Source organism: Nocardia sp. CNY236, from assembly GCF_000482385.1.
GTDB lineage: Bacteria > Actinomycetota > Actinomycetes > Mycobacteriales > Mycobacteriaceae > Nocardia.
The window spans coordinates 172349-192642 of the sequence record NZ_AXVD01000003.1 but is presented as its reverse complement, the minus strand read 5'-3'; the positions used below and the strand labels follow the sequence as shown (position 1 = coordinate 192642).

The 20294-nt window shown below is 66.2% G+C and carries 20 protein-coding genes; all 20 read right to left on the bottom strand.

Annotated elements, in window-relative coordinates; all coding sequences use genetic code 11:
- Nucleotides 1-75: 75 nt before the first annotated feature.
- The 20 genes from dprA to K940_RS0104140 all read right to left on the bottom strand — a co-directional run bounded on the left by dprA (nt 76) and on the right by K940_RS0104140 (nt 20141).
- On the bottom strand, nt 76-1272 hold the full coding sequence (gene dprA, locus K940_RS0104235; RefSeq protein WP_081706140.1) for a DNA-processing protein DprA: 1197 nt from the start codon (nt 1270-1272) through the stop codon (nt 76-78).
- On the bottom strand, nt 1269-2777 hold the full coding sequence (locus K940_RS0104230; protein ID WP_028476504.1) for a YifB family Mg chelatase-like AAA ATPase: 1509 nt from the start codon (nt 2775-2777) through the stop codon (nt 1269-1271). Before K940_RS0104230 ends, dprA begins: the two co-directional genes overlap by 4 nt.
- Complete coding sequence (locus K940_RS0104225) at nt 2778-3134, bottom strand: YraN family protein (protein ID WP_028476503.1); 357 nt, start codon at nt 3132-3134, stop codon at nt 2778-2780.
- 106 nt (nt 3135-3240) lie between these two features.
- The gene (locus K940_RS0104220; protein ID WP_028476502.1) at nt 3241-3546 is read right to left on the bottom strand and encodes a DUF2469 domain-containing protein; all 306 of its coding nucleotides are present in this window, start codon (nt 3544-3546) and stop codon (nt 3241-3243) included.
- A gap of 46 nt (nt 3547-3592) precedes the next feature.
- Nucleotides 3593-4354 carry a ribonuclease HII gene (locus tag K940_RS0104215; protein WP_081706139.1) on the bottom strand — a complete coding sequence of 254 codons (762 nt, stop codon included), beginning with the start codon at nt 4352-4354 and terminating at the stop codon, nt 3593-3595.
- A 24-nt stretch (nt 4355-4378) separates the two neighbouring features.
- Nucleotides 4379-5140, bottom strand: a complete 762-nt coding sequence (gene lepB, locus K940_RS0104210) for a signal peptidase I (protein ID WP_036527529.1) — start codon at nt 5138-5140, stop codon at nt 4379-4381.
- A gap of 104 nt (nt 5141-5244) precedes the next feature.
- The gene (gene rplS, locus K940_RS0104205; RefSeq protein WP_028476499.1) at nt 5245-5586 is read right to left on the bottom strand and encodes a 50S ribosomal protein L19; all 342 of its coding nucleotides are present in this window, start codon (nt 5584-5586) and stop codon (nt 5245-5247) included.
- 244 nt (nt 5587-5830) lie between these two features.
- Nucleotides 5831-6754 (bottom strand): hypothetical protein, encoded by a 924-nt coding sequence (locus tag K940_RS26910; RefSeq protein ID WP_081706138.1) that lies wholly within the window; start codon nt 6752-6754, stop codon nt 5831-5833.
- Between the two features lie 27 nt (nt 6755-6781).
- Entirely contained in the window at nt 6782-9151 is a 2370-nt protein-coding gene (locus K940_RS0104195; protein ID WP_028476498.1) for a Tex family protein, read from the bottom strand.
- 202 nt (nt 9152-9353) lie between these two features.
- Nucleotides 9354-10061 (bottom strand): tRNA (guanosine(37)-N1)-methyltransferase TrmD, encoded by a 708-nt coding sequence (trmD, locus tag K940_RS0104190; protein ID WP_028476497.1) that lies wholly within the window; start codon nt 10059-10061, stop codon nt 9354-9356.
- A gap of 54 nt (nt 10062-10115) precedes the next feature.
- Nucleotides 10116-10640: a ribosome maturation factor RimM gene (gene rimM / locus K940_RS0104185; protein ID WP_028476496.1), complete on the bottom strand. Its 525-nt coding sequence runs from the start codon at nt 10638-10640 to the stop codon at nt 10116-10118.
- Nucleotides 10640-10882, bottom strand: a complete 243-nt coding sequence (locus tag K940_RS0104180) for an RNA-binding protein (protein ID WP_028476495.1) — start codon at nt 10880-10882, stop codon at nt 10640-10642. The genes rimM and K940_RS0104180 overlap by 1 nt, the downstream gene beginning before the upstream one ends.
- Entirely contained in the window at nt 10882-11298 is a 417-nt protein-coding gene (gene rpsP / locus K940_RS0104175) for a 30S ribosomal protein S16 (protein ID WP_028476494.1), read from the bottom strand. The genes K940_RS0104180 and rpsP overlap by 1 nt, the downstream gene beginning before the upstream one ends.
- A 219-nt stretch (nt 11299-11517) precedes the next feature.
- Nucleotides 11518-12501, bottom strand: a complete 984-nt coding sequence (locus tag K940_RS0104170; protein WP_028476493.1) for an LLM class F420-dependent oxidoreductase — start codon at nt 12499-12501, stop codon at nt 11518-11520.
- Nucleotides 12502-12610: 109 nt separating this feature from the next.
- Entirely contained in the window at nt 12611-13708 is a 1098-nt protein-coding gene (locus tag K940_RS0104165) for an amidohydrolase family protein (protein ID WP_036527440.1), read from the bottom strand.
- Between the two features lie 125 nt (nt 13709-13833).
- Entirely contained in the window at nt 13834-15399 is a 1566-nt protein-coding gene (ffh, locus tag K940_RS0104160; RefSeq protein WP_028476491.1) for a signal recognition particle protein, read from the bottom strand.
- 99 nt (nt 15400-15498) lie between these two features.
- The gene (locus K940_RS0104155) at nt 15499-15813 is read right to left on the bottom strand and encodes a hypothetical protein (protein WP_028476490.1); all 315 of its coding nucleotides are present in this window, start codon (nt 15811-15813) and stop codon (nt 15499-15501) included.
- Between the two features lie 135 nt (nt 15814-15948).
- Entirely contained in the window at nt 15949-18351 is a 2403-nt protein-coding gene (locus K940_RS26905; protein ID WP_036527523.1) for a [protein-PII] uridylyltransferase, read from the bottom strand.
- A gap of 150 nt (nt 18352-18501) precedes the next feature.
- Nucleotides 18502-18840 carry a P-II family nitrogen regulator gene (locus tag K940_RS0104145; RefSeq protein ID WP_028476489.1) on the bottom strand — a complete coding sequence of 113 codons (339 nt, stop codon included), beginning with the start codon at nt 18838-18840 and terminating at the stop codon, nt 18502-18504.
- Nucleotides 18841-18845: 5 nt separating this feature from the next.
- Nucleotides 18846-20141 carry an ammonium transporter gene (locus tag K940_RS0104140; RefSeq protein WP_231390241.1) on the bottom strand — a complete coding sequence of 432 codons (1296 nt, stop codon included), beginning with the start codon at nt 20139-20141 and terminating at the stop codon, nt 18846-18848.
- Between the last annotated feature and the right edge of the window lie 153 nt (nt 20142-20294).

Below are 20294 nucleotides of genomic sequence, written 5' to 3'. Positions count from 1 at the left end.
ATCCGGCCCCAGCTGACCCAGCGGAGCATCAACACCCACGACCAGTGAGCACGCCGCAAGGCCGACCGGACGCTATCACCCAACGCGCGGCGCCCGCCGCCAACCACTGTCATCGACTACGACCAGACCGGCCAGTTCGAGTGCAGCGAGTGCAGCGCGGACCGTAGCGATCGGAAGCCCGCAATTCTTTGCCACTTCCAGCGGAATCGAAGACCCACGCTTCGGGAGCGTAGCGAAAACGTCAGCCTCGACTCCACAAAGGCGATCCGCTGGACCAATGTCCGCCACCTCAGCGTCGACCACAGGCAACCGCAATGGACCGGCCTCGTCGACCACATCGTGCGCACCGGTAACCAGAACGGCTTCGGTGTCACGTATCATTCGATGACAGCCGATCGAGGCCGCCGACGTCACCGGACCGGGCACGGCCATGGCCGGACGGCCGAGGCGGCGAGCCCATTTGATGGTGTTGCGCGCACCGCTGCGCCGCCCCGCCTCGACAACGAGCACCCCAGCGGCCAAAGTGGCGATGAGTCGGTTCCGGGCGAGGAATTGATGCTTACGCGCGGTGATGCCGGGCGGATATTCGCTGACCACCAGACCGGATTCAGCAATCTCTGCCAGAAGACGCGCATGCTGCGCCGGGTAGGCCCGGTCGATGCCGCATGCAAGCACCGCAATGGTCGTGCCCGCGACGGCGAGCGCAGCTCGATGCGCCGTGCTGTCGATCCCGAAGGCTGCCCCGGAAACAATGGTCCATCCCTGCGCCGCAAGATCACCAGCGATCTCACCGGTGACGCGACTGCCGTATCCGGTGCTGCACCGTGCGCCCACCACCGCCACCGCGCGATCGGTCGACTCCAGCGCGGAGCGTGTGCCGCGCACCCACAGCACCAGCGGCGCACCGGCCTCCCGATCGTGCCCCGGGTCGAGTCGAGCGAGGCCCAGCATGCGCCATGCCGGCCATTCCGGGTCGTCCGGCGTGATCACCCGCCCACCGAGCCGCTCGACGGTCTCCAGATCCTGTGCAGCCAAGTCGAGTTCGCGACGCCGAGCAGTCGGAGCGCGCAGAGATTCCGGCAGCGCGCACTCGCGTACAGCCCGCGCCGCTTCGAGAACTCCGACAGCGTCGATCAGAGCCGACAGGGCTGGGCATGGACCCAGTACGACCCGCGACAGATACACCCACGCCAACCGTCGAGCATCGGGGTCACCGACATTCGGGCGGGCAACCGTAGTCGCACCATCCTTCCCACACGACGCCCCGCTCATTCCGGGTCTCGCTGGCGAAAGTTCAATGCGAGCACCACATCCTGCGCGGATGGTATGTCGCCACCCCGCAGATCGCAGATGGTCCACGCCACACGGATAGCGCGGTCTGCGCCGCGCGCGGAGAGGCGACCGCGCTGAAGCGCACCTTCGACGGGCGCGAGCGATTCTCGTGGCAAACGGTACCGCTGGCGCAGGACATGTCCGGGCACATCGGCGTTCGTCAGCCACCCGTACTCGCGCCAGCGCGCCGCGGCCGCCTCCCGGGCGCGAGCGACCCGGGCGCGGACCACCTCGCTGCTCTCGGCCACAGCGGTACCGAACGCAGCGCTGGACTCCCCGTACATCCGTACCCGAATGTCGACGCGGTCCATGAGCGGACCGGACAGCTTTCCGAGATAACGTCGCCGGGCCAGCGGCGCGCACACGCAGTCGACGTCCCGGGCTGGGGCACACGGGCAGGGATTCGCCGCCAGTACGAGCTGAAAGCGCGCCGGATACCGGGCCACGCCGTCGCGCCGAGCGATGCGCACCTCCCCCTCTTCCAACGGCGTACGCAACGCATCGAGCACCTTCGCCCCGATTTCTGCGCACTCGTCGAGGAACAGGACGCCGCGGTGCGCCCGGCTCACCGCACCCGGCCGTGCGATCCCGGAGCCACCGCCGATCATGGCGGTGATCGACGTCGAGTGGTGCGGGGCAACGAAAGGCGCCGCGGTGACCAAGGGGTGATCGTCGGACAGTGCGCCCGCCATCGAATGGATCGCGGTCACTTCCAGCGCCTCGGGCTCGGCCAGGGGTGGCAACAGGCTCGGAAGGCGTTGTGCCAGCATCGTCTTTCCAATGCCGGGCGGGCCGGTCAGGAGCAGATGATGTCCACCTCCAGCGGCCACCTCCAGCGCCCAGCGGGCCTCCTCCTGCCCGGTCACCTCGCTCAAATCGCCACCCGCGCGCACCGGGGCAGGAGAGTTGCTTTCTGGCACGGTGAGCGTTCCTCGGCCGCACAACCAGGACACCACCTCGCGCAGGCTGCTCGCACCATAGACCTCGATACCGGTGACCAATGCTGCTTCGGCCAACGTCGCCTCCGGTACCACGACGGCCGCCCTTCCCGCGGTGCGCGCGGCGATCACCGCGGGCAGTACACCACGCACGCGGCGTACTCGCCCGTCCAGCGCGAGTTCACCGAGCAGGATCGTTTTCGCCAGCCGCTCGCCCGGGACGCAGCCGGAGGCGTGCAGCACCGCGACCGCCAGTGCCAGGTCGTACACGCTGCCCAGCTTGGGCAATGTCGCCGGAGACAAGGCCAGGATCACCCGGGTGTCCGGCCACTTCTCCCCCGAATTCGCCACGGCCGAGCGCACTCGGTCGCGGGATTCCTGTAGGGCGGTGTCGGGCAGGCCGACCAGATGGATGGCCGGCAGCCCTTGTCCGATATCCGCCTCGATCTCGACGATCACGCCCTCGACACCGGAGACCGCCACCGAATGCGCACGGCCGAGCACCATTCAGAACACCGCCTCGAAGTGTTCGATGACCGGAACGCGTCCGGGCAACGCAAGCACGGACACCACGTCGAACCGAATGCGTCGCCACGGCCCACCTTGCTCGGCCAACCACTGCAGCGCGAGCCGTCGAATCCGCTGTCGCTTACCGGCGGTGACCGATTCGGCCGGCACTCCATAGCGAAAGCCAGAACGCGTTTTCACCTCGACGAAGGCCGTCACATGCCCGTCGCGGACGATCAGATCGAGCTCCCCGTACCGGCAGCGCCAGTTGCGGTCGAGAACCTCCATCCCCGCGGCACAGAGAAATTCGGCCGCCAACTGCTCTCCCTGCGCGCCGAGCGCCTGTCTGTGTGTCACCAGTCGAGTCTGCGACAGGCTCGACTCGGTTCGGCTGCATCACGCTGGGCCAAAACAACACCTGTGGATCAGCGTGCTCCTGTGGAAACTCGCCGCGTTGCACCGGCTACTCCGGCAACCGCAGGTCCGGCTTCTCCAACTCTTCGATGTTGACGTCTTTGAAGGTGATCACTCGAACGTGTTTGACGAAGCGAGCGGGGCGATACATGTCCCATACCCATGCATCGCTCATCCGCACCTCGAAGTACACCTCGCCGTCCGCGTCCTGTGGCCGCAATTCGACGGAGTTGGCGAGGTAGAAACGACGCTCGGTCTCCACCACATACGAGAACTGACCAACGATGTCCTTGTACTCGCGATACAGCGAGAGCTCCATCTCGGTCTCGTACTTCTCGAGGTCCTCGGCACTCATCGGGTGGGACATCCTCCTTCTCGCCGCGTCGCGTGGTGTGATGACATCATCGCGCATGCGCGGTATCGGTAGCCAGTCGGCCGGCCGCATGCCCGTGCGGGAAGTCGTCCAACAGCGTCCCACCTCGCACGGTCGCGGCGGCAGCGCGCACATTGCGCCATGATCGGCGATGTTCGCTGCTCGGCCCGAGACGACGCAGCGCAGCCGTATGCTCGGGCGTGTTGTAGCCCTTGTGTCCGGCGAAGCCATAGCCGGGTAGCTGTTCGTCCAGTTCGACCATGATTCGGTCACGGGTGACCTTGGCCAGGATGCTGGCCGCAGCGATACACGCTGCGGCGCCGTCGCCACCGATGACCGGCAAGGATGGCACGGGGATGCCCGGTACCCGAAAACCGTCGGTGAGCACATAGCCCGGCCGCTGGCCCAGTCCCGCGACCGCCCGGCGCATTCCTTCGATATTGGCCACATGGACGCCGAGCGTGTCGATCTCCCCAGCCGGGATCACGACGATCGTGTATGCCAATGCCCGGCGCGTGATCACCGGATACAGCTGCTCACGAGTCGCCTCGGCGAGTTTCTTGGAATCGTTCAAGCCTATGAGCGTGTCATCCGCTCGTGGGGAGAGGACACACGCGGCGACGACCAGCGGCCCGGCGCACGGTCCCCGGCCGGCCTCGTCCACCCCCGCAACGGGTCCGAGCCCGCTGCGGGTCAGTGCCGCCTCGAGCGTGCGCAGCCCGGCCGCCCGCCGCATCACCACGCGCGGCGGCCAACCGGTGGCTGTGGACACCCGATCTCGATTCACCATCCAATTGTCCTGCTAACGCGACGATCAGTCCGTTTGCGGGTTCTCCGAACGCACCGTTCCGATCCGGCTCGGCGGCCAGATCTTGACCACCGCCTTGCCGCGGACGTTGTCCACCGGGACCGTGCCGCGCAAGTCGGGGGAATCACTGATATGCGCGCGCGAATCGCTGGACTGATTGCGGTTGTCACCCATCACCCACAAATGTCCCTCGGGCACCGTCACCGGCCCGAACTCACGACCACCAGCCGATCCGTAGGGCCGTCCCGGCACATACGGATCGTCGTAGCGGGCATAGGGTTCATCGAGCGGCTTGCCGTCGACGATGACCCGCCCCTGCGCATCGCAACACTCGACAGTCTGGCCGCCGACCGCGATCACTCGCTTGACCAGATCGTTCTCGTCGGGCGGCACGAAGCCGAAGAAGGCGAAGAAATTCTGCACGCCGCGAACGACCGTGTTGTCGGAACGAATCGACTGATAGTGGGTGTTCCAGGAAGGGGGGCCGACGAACACCACCACATCGCCCGGCTGCGGGTCACCCCAGTAGTAGCTCAGCTTCTGCACATATATGCGATCGCCGGTACATCCGGCGCACCCGTGCAGGGTGGGCTGCATCGACTCCGACGGAATCACATACGGCCTGCCGACGAAGGTGACCATCAGTGCGGCGATCACCCCCGCGATCACGATCAGGATCGGCAGCTCCTGCCAGAACGGGCGCTGCTTCTTCTTCCGCGTACGTTTGGCACGCGCATGCCGCGCCCCGTCGTCGCCGGATTCGGACATCGACACCGACCCACTTTCGTCTGCCACGGCGAACAGAGTAGCCCGGCGGTCGAACCCATGTCCGCCCGCCGGGCCGAGAAGAATCTACTGGACAGTCAGCCTGTTCAGCGCTTTTCTTTGATCTTGGCCGCCTTGCCGCGCAGGCCGCGCAGGTAGTACAGCTTGGCGCGGCGGACGTCGCCACGGGTCACGACATCGACGTGGTCGATATTCGGGCTGTGTACCGGGAAGGTGCGTTCCACGCCGACACCGAACGACACCTTGCGGACGGTGAAGGTCTCCCGGATGCCACCACCCTGCCGGCGGATCACGACGCCCTTGAAGACCTGGATGCGCTCCTTCGAGCCCTCGATGACCTTCACGTGCACGTTCAGCGTGTCGCCCGGTCGGAAGTCGGGAACGTCGCTGCGCAACGACTTCTCGTCGACGAAGTCAAGGGTGTTCATTGTCCATCCTTCATGGTTTCGCGCGAACAGAGGACCCTGGCGGCACTGTGTGCGCTCGGCCGGTTCATGCTCCGAATAGCGGTGCTCCGGGCCGAGAACCGTCCCAGGCAACCTGTGCATTGTGTCAGATCGACCGAGACGAGAAAAATCGACCCGCGCTCCCCACCCCGCGATGACGATCGTCCGATCGAGTAACCACAGCCCGACCCAGGTCGCGGCCGTGTTTCGCGCGCTGGCGGACCGATCAATGCTTCTCGTCGCCGGATACCGTGTCCCGCGGGGCAGGCTGTTCGGAAGAGGTCGGGCCGCTGTGACCGGCGGCATGCCACAACGAGTGGTGACGGTGCGGCGCCGGTGGCGCGGGCACTACTCGCCGGGCGAGCTCGGCCTCGGCCGCCTCGCGCACATGCTCGACATCGGGTTTGCCCGCCACCAGATCCTGCACGAAGATCTTCGCGCGAATCACCGGCCGACGATAGCGTCGTTCTCGGACGATGGCCCGATACATCAGACGCCGGCGGTCGGCATAGCGCCAGCGCGCCCACGGCGCACCGGGTCGGCTCAACCGCAACGCCCCCACCACGAGAAGCGGCAAGAAGAACATGCCGAACAGGCCGGTCCAAATCTTCCCCTTTGCGATGACGACCGCAGCCAACGCCAGGTTGGCCGCCGCGAACACGATCACGAAAATATCGACCGCGGCGCTGGAACCTCGCCGAAAGTCGTTGATGTCCAGCATCCACAGCGGATGGAAACCCAGCAGCAACAATCCGGTCACCGCGACGGCGACGAACACCGCGTCCACCGAGGTGCGTCCCTGCTCCTCCCAGTACACGTCCCGCAGATAGAAGATCAAAGCGAACTCGTCCAAGACCAGCGCGGCCCCAACGCCGAAGGCAGCGGCCAGCGCCGCCGCCGTGGCCGAACTCACGTTGGGGAACGCCGCGACCATGCCGATGCCGGACACCAGCACCAGGATCACCCCGAACACCATGTGATGGATATGGGTGTCACCGGCGCGCAGATTCCCCGGCCACCAGCGCACCCGCGCGCGAATCAGTCGCACGCTGAGCCGAATGAACAAGAAGCCGACGATGAATCCGAGGAGAAACCACAGCAACGGTAGCCGTTCTCGAGCGATCAGCTCCTCGTCGAGCCACGGTCCCATCGCCACCGCTCACTCTCGTGTATTCGACTACTGGCCGAACCCTGCCCTGCGCAACGCATCCGCCATCGCACCGCTCGGGGCAGGGGCGGCACGCCGCCGGTTGCCGTCGCGGCCTTGACCTTGGCCTCCCTTGCTGTGGGCGCCCTTACCCTGGCCCCGGCCCTGCTGCCTACCTTGACCATTCTGCCGCCGCTCGCCACCGCTGGATCGGCCGTGCTGTTGATTCTGGCCGCTGTTGCCTGCCCCGTCCGGCTCGTCGTCCAACCGCAACGAAAGCCCGATGCGCTGTCGAACAACGTCGACGTCGAGTACCTTCACCTTCACCACGTCGCCGGATTTGACCACCGCGCGCGGATCTTTCACGAAGCTGCGCGACATCGCCGAGACATGCACCAATCCGTCCTGATGTACCCCGACATCGACGAACGCGCCGAAAGCGGCCACATTGGTGACCACACCCTCGAGCACCATGCCCGGCTTCAGGTCGGCGACCTTCTCCACGCCCGCGGCGAACTCCGCGGTCTTGAATTCGGGACGCGGATCACGACCCGGCTTCTCCAGTTCGGCGATGATATCGGTGACAGTGGGCACACCGAAGCGCTCGTCGGTGAAGTCGTCGGCACGCAGCGACCGCAGCAGCGCCGTGTTTCCGATGGCCTCCGCGACGGAGCTACCAGTCGTTTCCAGGATCCGTCGCACCACCGGGTAGGCCTCCGGGTGTACCGCAGAGGTATCCAACGGGTCGTCGCCCTCGCGAATACGCAAGAAGCCGGCACACTGCTCGAATGCCTTCGGTCCCAGCCGCGGCACGTCCAACAGCGCGGTCCTGGTGCGGAACGGGCCATTGTGATCCCGATACGTCACAATGCTTTCCGCCACGGCGCCGCCGATGCCGGACACCCGAGACAGCAGCGGCACCGACGCCGTGTTCACATCGACGCCGACCGCGTTCACCGCATCTTCCACGACCCCGCCCAACGAGCGAGCCAGCAGGGTTTCGGACACGTCGTGCTGGTATTGACCGACACCGATGGACTTCGGATCGATTTTCACCAGCTCGGCCAACGGGTCCTGCAGACGGCGGGCGATGGAGACTGCACCACGCAACGACACATCCACCTCGGGCAGCTCCTGAGTGGCATAGGCCGAGGCCGAGTACACCGAGGCGCCCGCCTCGGAGACCACGATCTTGGTCGGCGCAGGCGTGGTGTCCGACGCCGCGGTGATCCGTGAGATGAGCTCGGTGGCAAGGGCATCGGTCTCCCGGGACGCGGTGCCGTTGCCGATCGCAATGAGCTCCACCCCGAACCTGGTGACCAAGGCACCCAGCACCGCCAGTGACTTCTCGGTTCGGCCCTGCGGTTTGTGCGGGTAGACGACCTCGGTGGCGACCAGCTTGCCGGTGGCGTCGACAACCGCAACCTTCACCCCGGTGCGGTAGCCGGGATCGAGGCCCATGGTCGGGCGGGTGCCGGCGGGTGCGGCCAGCAGTAGGTCCCGCAGATTCGCGGCGAACACGTCCACCGCGTCCTTCTCGGCCGCTTGACGCAGTCGCATTCTGATGTCGATGCCAAGGCCGACGTGAAGTTTCGTGCGCCACGCCCAGCGCACCGTCTCCAGCAGCCACGAGTCGGCCGGACGGCCGCGGTCGGCGATTCCGAAGCGGAAGGCGATACGGCCCTCGTAGAGGGTGCGCTCACCTGGTTGCGGCTGCTCGGTGTCCGGCTCGAGCTGCACATTGAGCACGCCTTCCTTCTCCCCGCGCAACAGTGCGAGCACCCGGTGAGACGGCAGCGTCTCGAACTGCTCGGCGAAGTCGAAGTAGTCGGCGAACTTGGCGCCCGCGTCTTCCTTGCCCGCGCGGACCGCCGAGGTGACCTGCCCGCGCTGCCACATCAATTCACGCAACTCGCCGACCAAATCGGCGTCTTCGGCGAACCGCTCGACCAGGATGGCTCGTGCGCCGTCGAGCTGCTCGGCAGTGTAGCGCTCGGGGTCGACGGTCGGATCTGCGATCAGGGCGTCGGCCACCGGCTCGTGCCCGGCCTCTCGCGCGATCTGAGCTCTGGTGCGCCGCTTCGGCTTGTACGGCAGGTAGATGTCCTCGAGCCTGGCCTTGGTCTCGGCGAGCAGGAGCTGCCGGTGCAAAGCTTCATCGAGCTTGCCCTGGGCTCGGATGGATTCCACGATTGTGGCCCGGCGTTCGTCGAGTTCGCGCAGGTAGTGCAGACGCTCATCGAGAACCCGCAGCTGCGCGTCGTCCAAACCGCCGGTGACCTCCTTGCGGTACCGCGCGATGAAGGGCACTGTAGATCCGGCGTCGAGTAGTTCGACGGCAGCACGCACCTGGGCCTCGGGTACCGCGAGCTCCTCGGCAAGACGGCGGTTCACGCCCATGCTGCCGCCAGCGGCGGAATCGGTCGAAGCGAATTCGGTGTCGGACTCGGTTGTGTCCGACTCGGTCTTGGCGGTCTCGGGAGCTGTCGTCACGCCCGCAGACACTACCGTCGCCTTCGGACACCCGGTCGCTGCCCAGGCGAACCGATGCGTGTTCGCTGGTCCACCGTGCGCGGTCTCACCGCCGCGCGGCTCCGGCGGATCACCGCTGCGGAGGCGCCTGCGCGTCCTGGTCCGAAAGAAGATCGGGACGGCGCTCGCGCGTGCGTGCCAGCGCTTGCTCGCGCCGCCATGCCGCGACCTTCGCGTGGTCGCCCGACAACAGCACCTGCGGAACGTCGAGCCCACGCCAGGAGACCGGACGAGTGTAGCTCGGCCCCTCGAGCAGACCCTCGGAGAAGGAATCCTCCTCGTGTGACTGCTGATTACCGAGCACTCCCGGCAAGAGCCGGACCACCGCCTCGGTCATGACCAGCACCGCCGCCTCCCCGCCGATCAACACATAGTCACCGATACTGACCTCCTCCACCCGCACCCTGCGGGCGGCGTCCTCGACCACTCGCTGATCGATGCCCTCGTAGCGGCCGCACGCGAAGACGAGATGCTCTTGCGCGGCCCAGCGCTGCGCGGTGGCCTGGGTGAACGGCAGTCCGGCCGGGGTGGGAACGACGAGCAACGCGTCATCGGGGCATACCTCGTCCAGAGCGTCGCCCCATACCGTCGGCTTCATGACCATTCCGGGCCCGCCACCGTAGGGGGCATCGTCTACGGACTTGTGCACATCGTGTGTCCACCGGCGCAAATCGTGCACCCCGAGCGAAATCAGCCCTCGGTCGATCGCCTTCCCCAGCAGCGCCGTCCGCAACGGCTGCAGGTACTCCGGGAATATCGTGACGACATCGAGCTTCATGACTGTCTCCTCTCGACGCCAGGTCCCCGCTCCCACGGTCGAGCCGCGTAGTCCCTATTCCGGGTCGAGAAGACCTGCCGGCGGGTCGATGACGATGGTGCCGTCGGCCGTCGACACCGTGAGCACGATAGCGGCGACGAAAGGAATCAAAATCTCCCGTCCGTCGCTGTCGGCCCGCACCACGAGCAATTCACCGGCCGCAGAGTGCAGCACCTCGTGGACGGATCCGACCGAGGCGCCGTCGGTGAGCCCGACCTGAAGACCCTCCAACTCGTGGTCGTAGAATTCGTCCGGATCGTCCGGTGGCGGAAGGTCCGCACTGTCGACCACGAACAGCGCGCCACGTAGCGCGTCTGCGGCGGTTCGGTCGTCGACGCCGGCGAGGGCCACCAGTAGCCGACCGGAGTGCTCGCGGGCCGATCGCACCGTGAAGTCACGTAGGTCGCTCGATCGAGGAAGGCGCCCGCGTAGCGTGACGCCGGCAGCGAACCGTGCGTCGGGCTCGTCGGTACGCACCTCGACGACGAGTTCACCACGCACACCGTGCGCCTTGGCGACTCGCCCGATGACCAGTTCCACTACCGGTCGGTGTCGACTACGTCCACCCGGATGCCTCGGCCACCGATGCCGGCGACGAGGGTACGCAGTGCGGTCGCGGTACGTCCGCCGCGGCCGATCACTTTGCCCAGATCGTCGGGATGGACATGTACCTCGACGGTGCGGCCACGTCGGCCGGTGATCAAGTCGACGCGGACGTCTTCCGGATTGGCGACGATGCCGCGCACCAGGTGCTCGACGGCATCGGCGACAACAGTGCTCATTACTCGGCCGCCTCGTCGGCGTCCTTCTTGGCGGCCTTCTTCTTCGGCGTGACCGCTTGTGCGACGGGTTCGTTGTCGGCGGCGGCCAGCGCGGCGTTGAACAGGTCCAGCTTGGACGGCTTGGACGGCTTGACCTTCAGTGTGCCTTCGGCGCCGTCGAGGCCCTTGAACTTCTGCCAGTCACCGGTGATCTTCAGCAGCTGCAGGACCGGTTCGGTCGGCTGCGCGCCGACGCCCAGCCAGTACTGGACACGCTCGGAATCGATCTCGATGAGCGAGGGCTCTTCCTTCGGGTGGTACTTGCCGATGGACTCGATGGCCCGGCCGTCGCGGCGCGTACGGGCATCCGCGACGACGACGCGGTATTGCGGGTTGCGGATCTTGCCCAGGCGGGTGAGCTTGATGCGAACAGCCACTGCTGATCTGCCTTTCCTAGGTTGGTCACGACGCAATTCGGCGACTCGCATGGTCTGCGAGCCCGGTTTCGCGCTCTGAAGTGTGTGACCGCCGTGCGGTGCGTAACCGGAGACGGGCTGACACGATGTCCAGAAGGACAGTGGTTCATTGTGCCAGAGATGACGCCACAGCCGAAAATCACGCCCTCGAGGTCGGGACCTTCGCTCCCACTGCCCGGGTCAACGCACCAATGGCGCCAGGGCACGACCGGCGAGTTCTATCACGCCCGGCTGGTGCCCATTGCTGGTCAAATTGATCGTCAATCCGTCGACACCGAGGTCGAGTACTCGCGTCTTCAGCTGCTCGGCGATGTCGTCCGGGGTGCCGACGAACACGCGGTCGGCCATGCTTTGTTCGATCTCCTGCGCCGACATCGTCGACAGATCGATACCCATCCGGTCGAGTAGGGCCTGCAAGCGTTTGCGGGCCAGATCTGCATCGTCGTCCATCACCAGGAAACACAGGTAGCTCGTCTCCAGGGTCTGTGGATCGCGGCCGACCTCGGCACAGCGCTCGTGTAGTGCGTCGAGCTTGCGCGGCAACTCCGAGGCATTGCAGAGAATATTGAGGTGATCGGCGTAGCGGGCAGCCAAGCGGAACGTCTTCTTCTCCCCGCCGCCGCCGATCATGATCGGCAGATCGTCTCGAATGCGAGGTTCGTTCATCGCATTGTCCACTTGATACCAGCTGCCCCGGAAGCTCGGGCGCTGGCCACGCAACATCGGCTCGATGATCTGCAGCGCCTCCTCGAGCCGTTCGAACCGGTCGGCGAAAGTACCGAACTCGTAGCCGTAGGACTGGTGCTCGAGTTCGAACCATCCGGCGCCGATGCCCAGCACTGCGCGCCCGCCGCTGACCATGTCCAGCGTGGTGACGGTCTTGGCGAGCATGGCCGGGTTACGATAGGTGTTCCCGGTCACCAATGCCGACAGCTGAACTCGCTCCGTCGCTGCGGCAAGCCCGCTCAGCGTGGTGTACGCCTCGAGCATCGGCTCATCGGGACTGCCGATCGCGGGCAGTTGATAGAAGTGGTCCATCGCGAAGACCGTGTCGAAACCCGACTGCTCGGCGGCCCTGGCCTGTGCGACGACGGTAGGGAACAACTCCCGCATCGACGTGCCATAGCTGAAGTTGGGAATCTGATACCCGAGGCGAATGGTCACCGAATCGACCTTACGCCAGTTTCGGATGCGCAGCGCGGCACTACGCCCGAACGCCGCCCTCATCCGGACCTCGGCTGGCGCCAGCTCCGGCGGTGAGCCCCCCCCCGGGTCAGCGGTGACCGGTCACCGGATCGTGTGTGCGATACACGCGCCCACGCAGCACCACGGCGTAGGGCGCGGTGAGCGTGTCCGGATGAATGCGCGGGTCCTGCTGGTAGACAACGAAGTCCGCCGGTGCGCCGTCCTCGATCCCCGGTCGGCCGAGCCAGGCACGGGCATCCCACGAGGCTGCGCCGAGCGCATCGTGCGCGGACAGGCCCGCGCCGGTCAGCGCCGCGATCTCGTCGGCGATGCGCCCGTGCCGAATGGACCCCCCCGCATCGGTACCTGCGAACAGCGGTACACCGGCCTCGTGTGCCGCAGCGACGGTACCTCGCACCCGACGGTGCAGATCACGCATGTGCGCGGCATAGACCGGGAACTTGCCGGCCTTGTCGGCGATCTCGGGAAAGGTGTCGATATTGATCAGGGTCGGAACCAACGCCGTGCCGTGGGCGACCATCATCTCGATGGCGTCGTCGGTGAGGCCGGTGCCGTGTTCCAGGCAATCGATACCCGCACCGATCAACCCCGGGAGTGCGTCCTCTCCGAACACGTGCGCGGTGACCCGCGCGCCATTGGCGTGCGCGGCGTCGATGGCCTCCTTCAGAATCGCGTCACTCCACAGCGGGGTCAGGTCGCCCGCGGAGCGGTCGATCCAGTCACCGACGATCTTCACCCAGCCGTCACCGAGTCGGGCCTGTTCGGCAACGATCTCCGGTAGATCGCGCTCGTCGTCGAGTTCGATCCCCAGCTCGCGAATGTAGCGCTTCGGTCGGGCGATGTGCCGTCCCGCGCGGATGATTCGCGGCAGCTCGTCGTGGTCGTCGATGAAGCGGGTATCGATCGGTGAGCCTGCATCGCGCAGCAACAACGCGCCGGCCGCCCGCTCACTCTCCGCCTGGGCGACGGCGCCCGCACGGTCCTCGTGACCGCCGCCGTGCCGGATACCGACATGGCAGTGCGCGTCGACCAAGCCGGGAACGATCCATCCCTGGCGGCACAGCGTTTCGGCGCCCGGCACGGGGTCGAAGGTGATCGAGCCGTCGCGCACCCATATATCGCGCACCTCGCCCTCTGGGAGGATCACACCCCGCAGATGCACCATAACCTCCTGCACATCGACTGGTTCCACCGTAGCGCCCACATTCGGAGACGCGTCACTGGTGCGCCCACCCGGCCCAGCGACGAGATCGCCCCGGCGTTCGAGGGCCGGGACGACGCTACGTGCGGCTACTTCTTCTTCGGGAAGTCCAGCTTGGAGAGGTCGAAATTCGCCAATCCCGGAGGCAACTGGTCCAGACCCGTGGGCATATCGGACAGATCGGGCATCTCAGCGGGCATGCCGGGCATCCCGCCCATGGGTGGGAAGCCGCCACGCACCTTCGGCGGCGTCGGGCCGCGACCGCTCTTCTTGCCCTTCTTGCCTTTCTTCTTGGTGCTACGACGGGAACCGGGCAGCCCCATCTGGCGCCCCATCATCGCCATCATCTTCTTGGCCTCGAAGAATCGGTCGACGAGTTGGTTGACCTCGGATACCTGGACTCCGGAACCATTGGCGATGCGCAGTCGACGGGATGCATTGATGATCTTGGGATTGTCCCGCTCGGCGGGGGTCATGCCACGAATGATCGCCTGCACACGATCGAGTTGCTTGTCGTCGACCTGAGCAAGGACGTCCTTCATCTGCCCGGCGCCCGGCAGCATGCCCAGCAGGTTGCCGATCGGCCCCATCTTGCGGATGGCCAACATCTGGTCCAAGAAGTCCTCGAGGGTCAGCTCGCCGCTGCCGATCTTGCGCGCAGCGACCTCGGCCTGTTGTGCGTCGTAGACCTGCTCGGCCTGCTCGATCAGGGTGAGCACGTCACCCATTCCGAGAATGCGGCTGGCCATCCGATCGGGATGGAATACGTCGAAGTCTTCGAGCTTCTCGCCGGTGGAGGCGAACAGGATCGGGACACCGGTGACCTCACGAACGCTCAAGGCTGCGCCACCGCGGGCATCGCCATCGAGCTTGGTGAGCACAACCCCAGTGAAACCGACACCGTCGCGGAACGCCTCGGCCGTGGTGACCGCGTCCTGACCGATCATCGCGTCCAGCACGAACAACGTCTCATCCGGTTGCACGGCGTCGCGGATGCCTGCGGCCTGCTGCATGAGTTCCTCGTCGATACCGAGGCGACCTGCGGTGTCGACGATGACCACGTCGTATTGCTTCTGCCGCGCTTCCTCGACTCCGCGGCGGGCCACGTTCACCGGATCGGCAGCCGAGATGCCCAGCGGATTGTCGCCACCACCGATGGAGGTCCCAGGATGCGGAGCGAACACCGGCACATCCGCACGGTCGCCGACCACTTGCAACTGGGTCACGGCGCCGGGACGCTGGAGGTCACAGGCCACCAGGAGCGGCTGATGTCCCTGCCCCTTGAGCAATTTCGCCAACTTGCCGGCCAGTGTCGTCTTTCCCGAACCCTGCAGGCCAGCGAGCATGACCACCGTCGGTGGATTCTTGGCCAGGTGCAGGCGCCGAGTTTCGCCGCCGAGAATCCCCACGAGTTCCTCGTTGACGATCTTGACGACCTGCTGGGCCGGGTTCAGCGCTGCGGAGACCTCGGCGCCTTTCGCACGCTGCTTGACCCTGCCGATGAAACCGCGCACCACCGGTAGCGCGACATCGGCCTCGAGCAGGGCCAGGCGGATCTCGCGGCCGGTCGCGTCGATGTCGGCCGGTGACAGACGTCCCTTTCCGCGCAGATCCTTGAGGGCACCGGTAAGCCGGTCGGACAGGGATTCGAACACCGATCGCGCTCCTGAACTCGGGGGACGTCACATTCCCTCCCAGGGTAGTGGGATCACCTGGGCAGCCGTGCGGGCGGTGCACCTGTGCGAAGCGAGCGGCTATTCCAGAACCCGGCGACGAGGGCTCGGCTGCCGTCGATAGTCGTGATGCTCTTCGGCCACCATGAACACCGCTTCGTTGGCGGTCAGCCCGAGCTCCAGCGCCAAGTCGTCGAGAACAGCCCATTCCTCAGCGCTCGACGCAGGTGAGCTGGCCACCGTGGACGCGATCGTCATCGCCGTCACAGCCTGCTGTCCGGTCAAGGTCCGGCCGGGCAGCCACGTGACCACCCAGCGGTCTCCGCCGACGCATCGCGCCATATGGGTGGTCTCGTCGCTCGTCATTGTCGACGCGGAAACAACCTCGATTGCCACCGACCTGCTCCCCTCGTGCTTACGATAGCCGGACGCTCTAGATCGTAAAGGCCGGTCGCTGGACTGGAGTACAGATGTAGCAAACATACTGCAACAGGTTGATCACTCGGTAAACTTGCAGGTCCAAGCCTGTTTCTAGACCGTCTCGACAGCGTTCTCCGACGGCTTGGGCGCTGGACCGGGAACCACAGCCAGAAGCGCATCGGCAATCGCTTCCCGACGCGCAGGTCCGTCCTCGGCGCCCACATCGAGGCCGAAACGGTCCACAACTGCAGCCCCCCATGTGACCACCGAGGCCCACCGGACGTTCGCGCCGCATCGGGCCAACTCGGCGGCGAGACGGCTCAACAAGCCGACCCGGTCCTCGGCGCGCAGCTCCAGGACTGCTGGGCCGGGCGCCGAGGTATCCGACCAGATGACCCGCGGTCGAGCGTGGGCATACAGACGCCGTCCGACATCGCCCGCCGCCCGCTCGCGCTTGGCCAGCGCCGCGGAAACATCCAGATTCCCAGCTGTCGCGCGGATCACGTCCTGGCGCAACAGACCGACCTCCGGCGGGTCGCCGAACGTGGGCGTGACGCCGAAAACAGCGACGATGCAATCGCCCTCGACGCCGAGCGAGGCCGACAGCACCTGCAACGAGTGCAAGGCGAGTACACCCGCAGCGGCCGAAAGAACATCCGGGCCGTCGGGCACGACCACGGTCACCGTGTAGGCATGTATATTCTCGCCGCGCGCCAGGTCGACGTGTACCCCGCCTGCCCGCGCACGCTCGGCCATCTCCGGTGAGATCGGCGCCGGCATCGGCGCCGGATCGCCCGCCATGGCCATGCGGCAGCGCCGGACCAACTCGCCGATCAGCGATGACTTCCAGTCGCCCCACACGCCGGGACCGGTGGCCAGGGAATCGGCCTCGGCCAAAACGTGCAGTACCTCCAGCGCCTGCGGATCACCCTCGAGTGCATCCACCACCTGGCGAACCGTCTCGGGATCGGACGGGTCGCGCCGAGTCGCGACCTCCGGCAGCAACAAGTGATGCCGGACGATGGTGCCGAGGGTGTGCACATCCGACGGTCGCAGGCCGAGGCGGCGACCGATGCGGGTGGCCAATTCCGCACCGACGACGCTGTGATCGCCCGCACGTCCTTTGCCGATGTCGTGCAGTACGGCGCCGAGCGACAGCAGGTCCGGACGTGCTACCCGGGTGCTCATCGTGCTGGCCTGGGCGGCCGTCTCCACGAGATGGCGATCGACGGTCCAGGTATGCATGGCATCACGCGGGGGCAGATCACGCACTGCGCCCCATTCGGGCAACAGCCGGCCCCACAATCCCGTACGGTCGAGCGCCTCGATCACATCGGCGGCGCCGCGGCCCGCCCCCAAGAGAACCAACAGATCGTCGAGCGCATCCGTGGGCCACGGTTCGCGTAGCTCCGGAGCGTCCTCCGACAGTCGGTTGAGGGTGGTCGCCGAAATCGGCAGCGCGGTCCGGGCCGAAGCCGCAGCAACCCGGAGAACGAGCCCGGGATCGCGGTGCGGACGAGCATCCCGGGCGAGCACCACTTCACCCGCGTGTTCGACCACCCCCTCATCGAGTGGTCGGCGCAGCGGTTTGCGACGAAGCCGTGCCAATCCGCGGCGAGGAAGAGCATTGCCCGCGGTGCGTAGACCCACATCCACCGAATAGCCGACCGTGCGGGCCGCATCGCTGAGCGTGCGAGCCAAGTCGAAACGATCGCCGAGGCGCAGCGCCGCGCCGATCTCGTCCGCGTCTTGCGCGTGCAGCTGGTCACGCGGGCGGCCGGCCACCCGATGCAGTTCGGTACGCACATCCAGCAAACGCCGGTGGGCCGATCGTAGTCCGCCCCCGGGTGTTTCCGGTCCCAGTCCGGGTATCGGGTCGGTCAGCTGGGCGATGGCCAGGGCATCGAGCAGCTGAATATCGCGCAAACCCCCGCGCCCGTTCTTCAGATCCGGTTCGGCGCGATGCGCGATCTCACCTGCCCGCTGCCATCGGGCCCTGGTGTGGTCGACGAGTTCGTCGAAGCGCGAGTGGATTCCGGAACGCCATTCGCGCCGCACGGCGCCGATCAGTCGAGAGCTCAACTCCTGATCGCCCACGATATGCCGAGCTTCGAGCATACCGAGCGCGGCGATGAGGTCACCGGCGGCCACCTCCACCGCCTGCGACACGGTTCGAACACTGTGGTCGAGTTTGATGTGCGCGTCCCACAGTGGGTACCAGAGCCGGTCCGCGATCTCGGCGACCTGCGCGGCTGCGACTTCGGCGTGCACCAGCACCAGATCGAGATCAGAATACGGCAGCATCTCACCGCGACCGAGACCGCCGACTGCCATCACCGCCAACCCGCTGCCCTCGGCGATACCCAACTCGCCGCCCTTGTTGGTCAACCACAGTTCGTGCAGGTCGACCAACGCCGCACGCAGCGACTCGGCGTCGAGCCGCGGGCTACCTGGTTGACCGCCGTCGAGAAGTCGCCCGCGCGCACGAACCAGATCTGCCGCCCCGCTGGCCATCCGACCATCAGCAGAGTCGACCACGGTCGAGTTCGTCTCGCGCTCGTCGTACCTACCCACTATCCACCACCTCACGACCGCGGCCCCGCCCGACCGGTATCCCGGTTGGAGCGGGGCCGCTGCTCGACGTGTCTCTACTCCAGCGATCCGTTACAACGCGTCGGTGCCGCGTTCGCCGGTACGCACCCGGACGATGGACTCCACCGGGCTGACCCAGACCTTGCCGTCACCGATCTTGCCGGTGCGGGAGGCTTCCACGATCACCTCCACGACCTTGTCGACGGACGCGTCGTCCACCACGACTTCGACACGGACCTTCGGCACGAAGTCGACCGAGTATTCCGCCCCGCGGTAGACCTCGGTGTGTCCCTTCTGTCGGCCGTACCCCTGCACCTCGCTGACGGTCATGCCCAACACACCCGCCTGCTCGAGCCCGGTCTTGACGTCCTCGAGCGTAAACGGTTTGACGATTGCGGTGATCAGTTTCATGTTCGTCATGCCTCCTTGACGGCCGAACGTGCCGTGCCACCCACAGCGGCGAAGTCGTAGGCGGATTCCGCGTGCTCGGACTCGTCCAAGCCCACCGACTCGGCTTCTTCGCTCGCGCGCAGCCCAATGGTGAACTTCACGATATAGGCAATGACGAGTGTTACGACGAAGGAGAAGGCAAGTACCACAAAGGCGCCCACGGCCTGCTTCCACAACTGGTCCGCGCCACCGCCGTAGAACAGGCCGGCGACACCCGCGCCCGTTTCCGGCGCCGCGACGAAACCGACCATCAATGTGCCGACGATGCCGCCGACCAAGTGCACGCCGACCACATCGAGCGAGTCGTCGAAGCCGAACCGGAACTTGAGGCCGACCGCGAGGGCGCACAGCGCACCAGAAACCACGCCGACCGCGAGTGCACCGAGCACGTTCACCGACGAGCAGGCCGGGGTGATGGCGACCAGACCGGCCACGATGCCCGAGGCAGCGCCCAGGGACGTCGCTTTGCCGTCACGGATCTTCTCGACCAGCAACCAGGCCAGCATCGCCGCACCGGTCGCAATCGCGGTGATGACGAAGGTCGAACCAGCGAGGCCGCCGGACGACAGTGCAGAACCGGCGTTGAACCCGAACCAGCCGAACCACAGCAGACCGGCGCCCAGCATGACGAACGGCAGGTTGTGCGGACGGAAGGGAGCGGCCGGCCAACCCTTGCGCCTTCCCAGCACCAGAACCAGCGCCAATGCGGCGGCGCCGGCATTGATGTGCACCGCGGTACCACCGGCGAAGTCGATCGCCTCCAACTTGTTCGCGATCCAACCGCCCTCGTGCACCAGATTGCCGTCGTCGTCCGTGGCATCGAAGTCGAATACCCAGTGAGCAACCGGGAAATAGACGACCGTGGCCCAGATACCCGCGAACAGCAGCCACGCACTGAACTTCAGGCGGTCTGCCACCGCGCCCGAGATGAGGGCGAGTGTGATGATGGCGAACATCAACTGGAAGGCCACGAAAACCGTCGCCGGGATGGTGCCCGCGAGCGGGATGGCCACCTCAGAAGACGCGTCACCGCCGATCAGGCCCTTGAGGCCGAAGAATTGCGTCGGGTCGCCGATCAGTCCGAACGTGTTGTCGCCGAAGGCAATCGAGTATCCGTACAGCGCCCACAGCACACTGACCAAGCCCATGGCACTGACGCTCATCATGATCATGTTGAGCACGTTCTTCGACCGGACCATACCGCCGTAGAAGAAAGCCAGGCCCGGTGTCATCAGTAGTACGAGCGCAGCGCTCGCAAGCATCCACGCGGTGTCGCCGGTATCCGGTACACCGGTCAAGGGGTAAGCCACCTTGTTGTCCTCCTCATCTCGAGCCCAGCCGCTTCCGGCAAATGGACCTGCAGAGAAGGGTCCTTACTCGGTGTTTCATCCATAGAGCTGACACGTTTCACCTAC

Coding starts and splice junctions, on each gene's coding strand:
- dprA (WP_081706140.1), bottom strand. CDS start 1,272: ATGAGCGGGGCGTCGTGTGGGAAGGATGGTGCGACTACGGTTGCCCGC.
- K940_RS0104220 (WP_028476502.1), bottom strand. CDS start 3,546: ATGAGTGCCGAGGACCTCGAGAAGTACGAGACCGAGATGGAGCTCTCG.
- K940_RS0104195 (WP_028476498.1), bottom strand. CDS start 9,151: ATGGGCGTGAACCGCCGTCTTGCCGAGGAGCTCGCGGTACCCGAGGCC.
- K940_RS26905 (WP_036527523.1), bottom strand. CDS start 18,351: ATGGCCAGCGGGGCGGCAGATCTGGTTCGTGCGCGCGGGCGACTTCTC.
- K940_RS0104230 (WP_028476504.1), bottom strand. CDS start 2,777: ATGGTGCTCGGCCGTGCGCATTCGGTGGCGGTCTCCGGTGTCGAGGGC.
- rplS (WP_028476499.1), bottom strand. CDS start 5,586: ATGAACACCCTTGACTTCGTCGACGAGAAGTCGTTGCGCAGCGACGTT.
- K940_RS0104180 (WP_028476495.1), bottom strand. CDS start 10,882: ATGAGCACTGTTGTCGCCGATGCCGTCGAGCACCTGGTGCGCGGCATC.
- K940_RS0104145 (WP_028476489.1), bottom strand. CDS start 18,840: ATGAAACTGATCACCGCAATCGTCAAACCGTTTACGCTCGAGGACGTC.
- lepB (WP_036527529.1), bottom strand. CDS start 5,140: ATGTCCGAATCCGGCGACGACGGGGCGCGGCATGCGCGTGCCAAACGT.
- K940_RS0104140 (WP_231390241.1), bottom strand. CDS start 20,141: ATGCTTGCGAGCGCTGCGCTCGTACTACTGATGACACCGGGCCTGGCT.
- K940_RS0104165 (WP_036527440.1), bottom strand. CDS start 13,708: ATGGTGCATCTGCGGGGTGTGATCCTCCCAGAGGGCGAGGTGCGCGAT.
- K940_RS26910 (WP_081706138.1), bottom strand. CDS start 6,754: ATGGGACCGTGGCTCGACGAGGAGCTGATCGCTCGAGAACGGCTACCG.
- trmD (WP_028476497.1), bottom strand. CDS start 10,061: ATGAAGCTCGATGTCGTCACGATATTCCCGGAGTACCTGCAGCCGTTG.
- K940_RS0104215 (WP_081706139.1), bottom strand. CDS start 4,354: ATGGTGAATCGAGATCGGGTGTCCACAGCCACCGGTTGGCCGCCGCGC.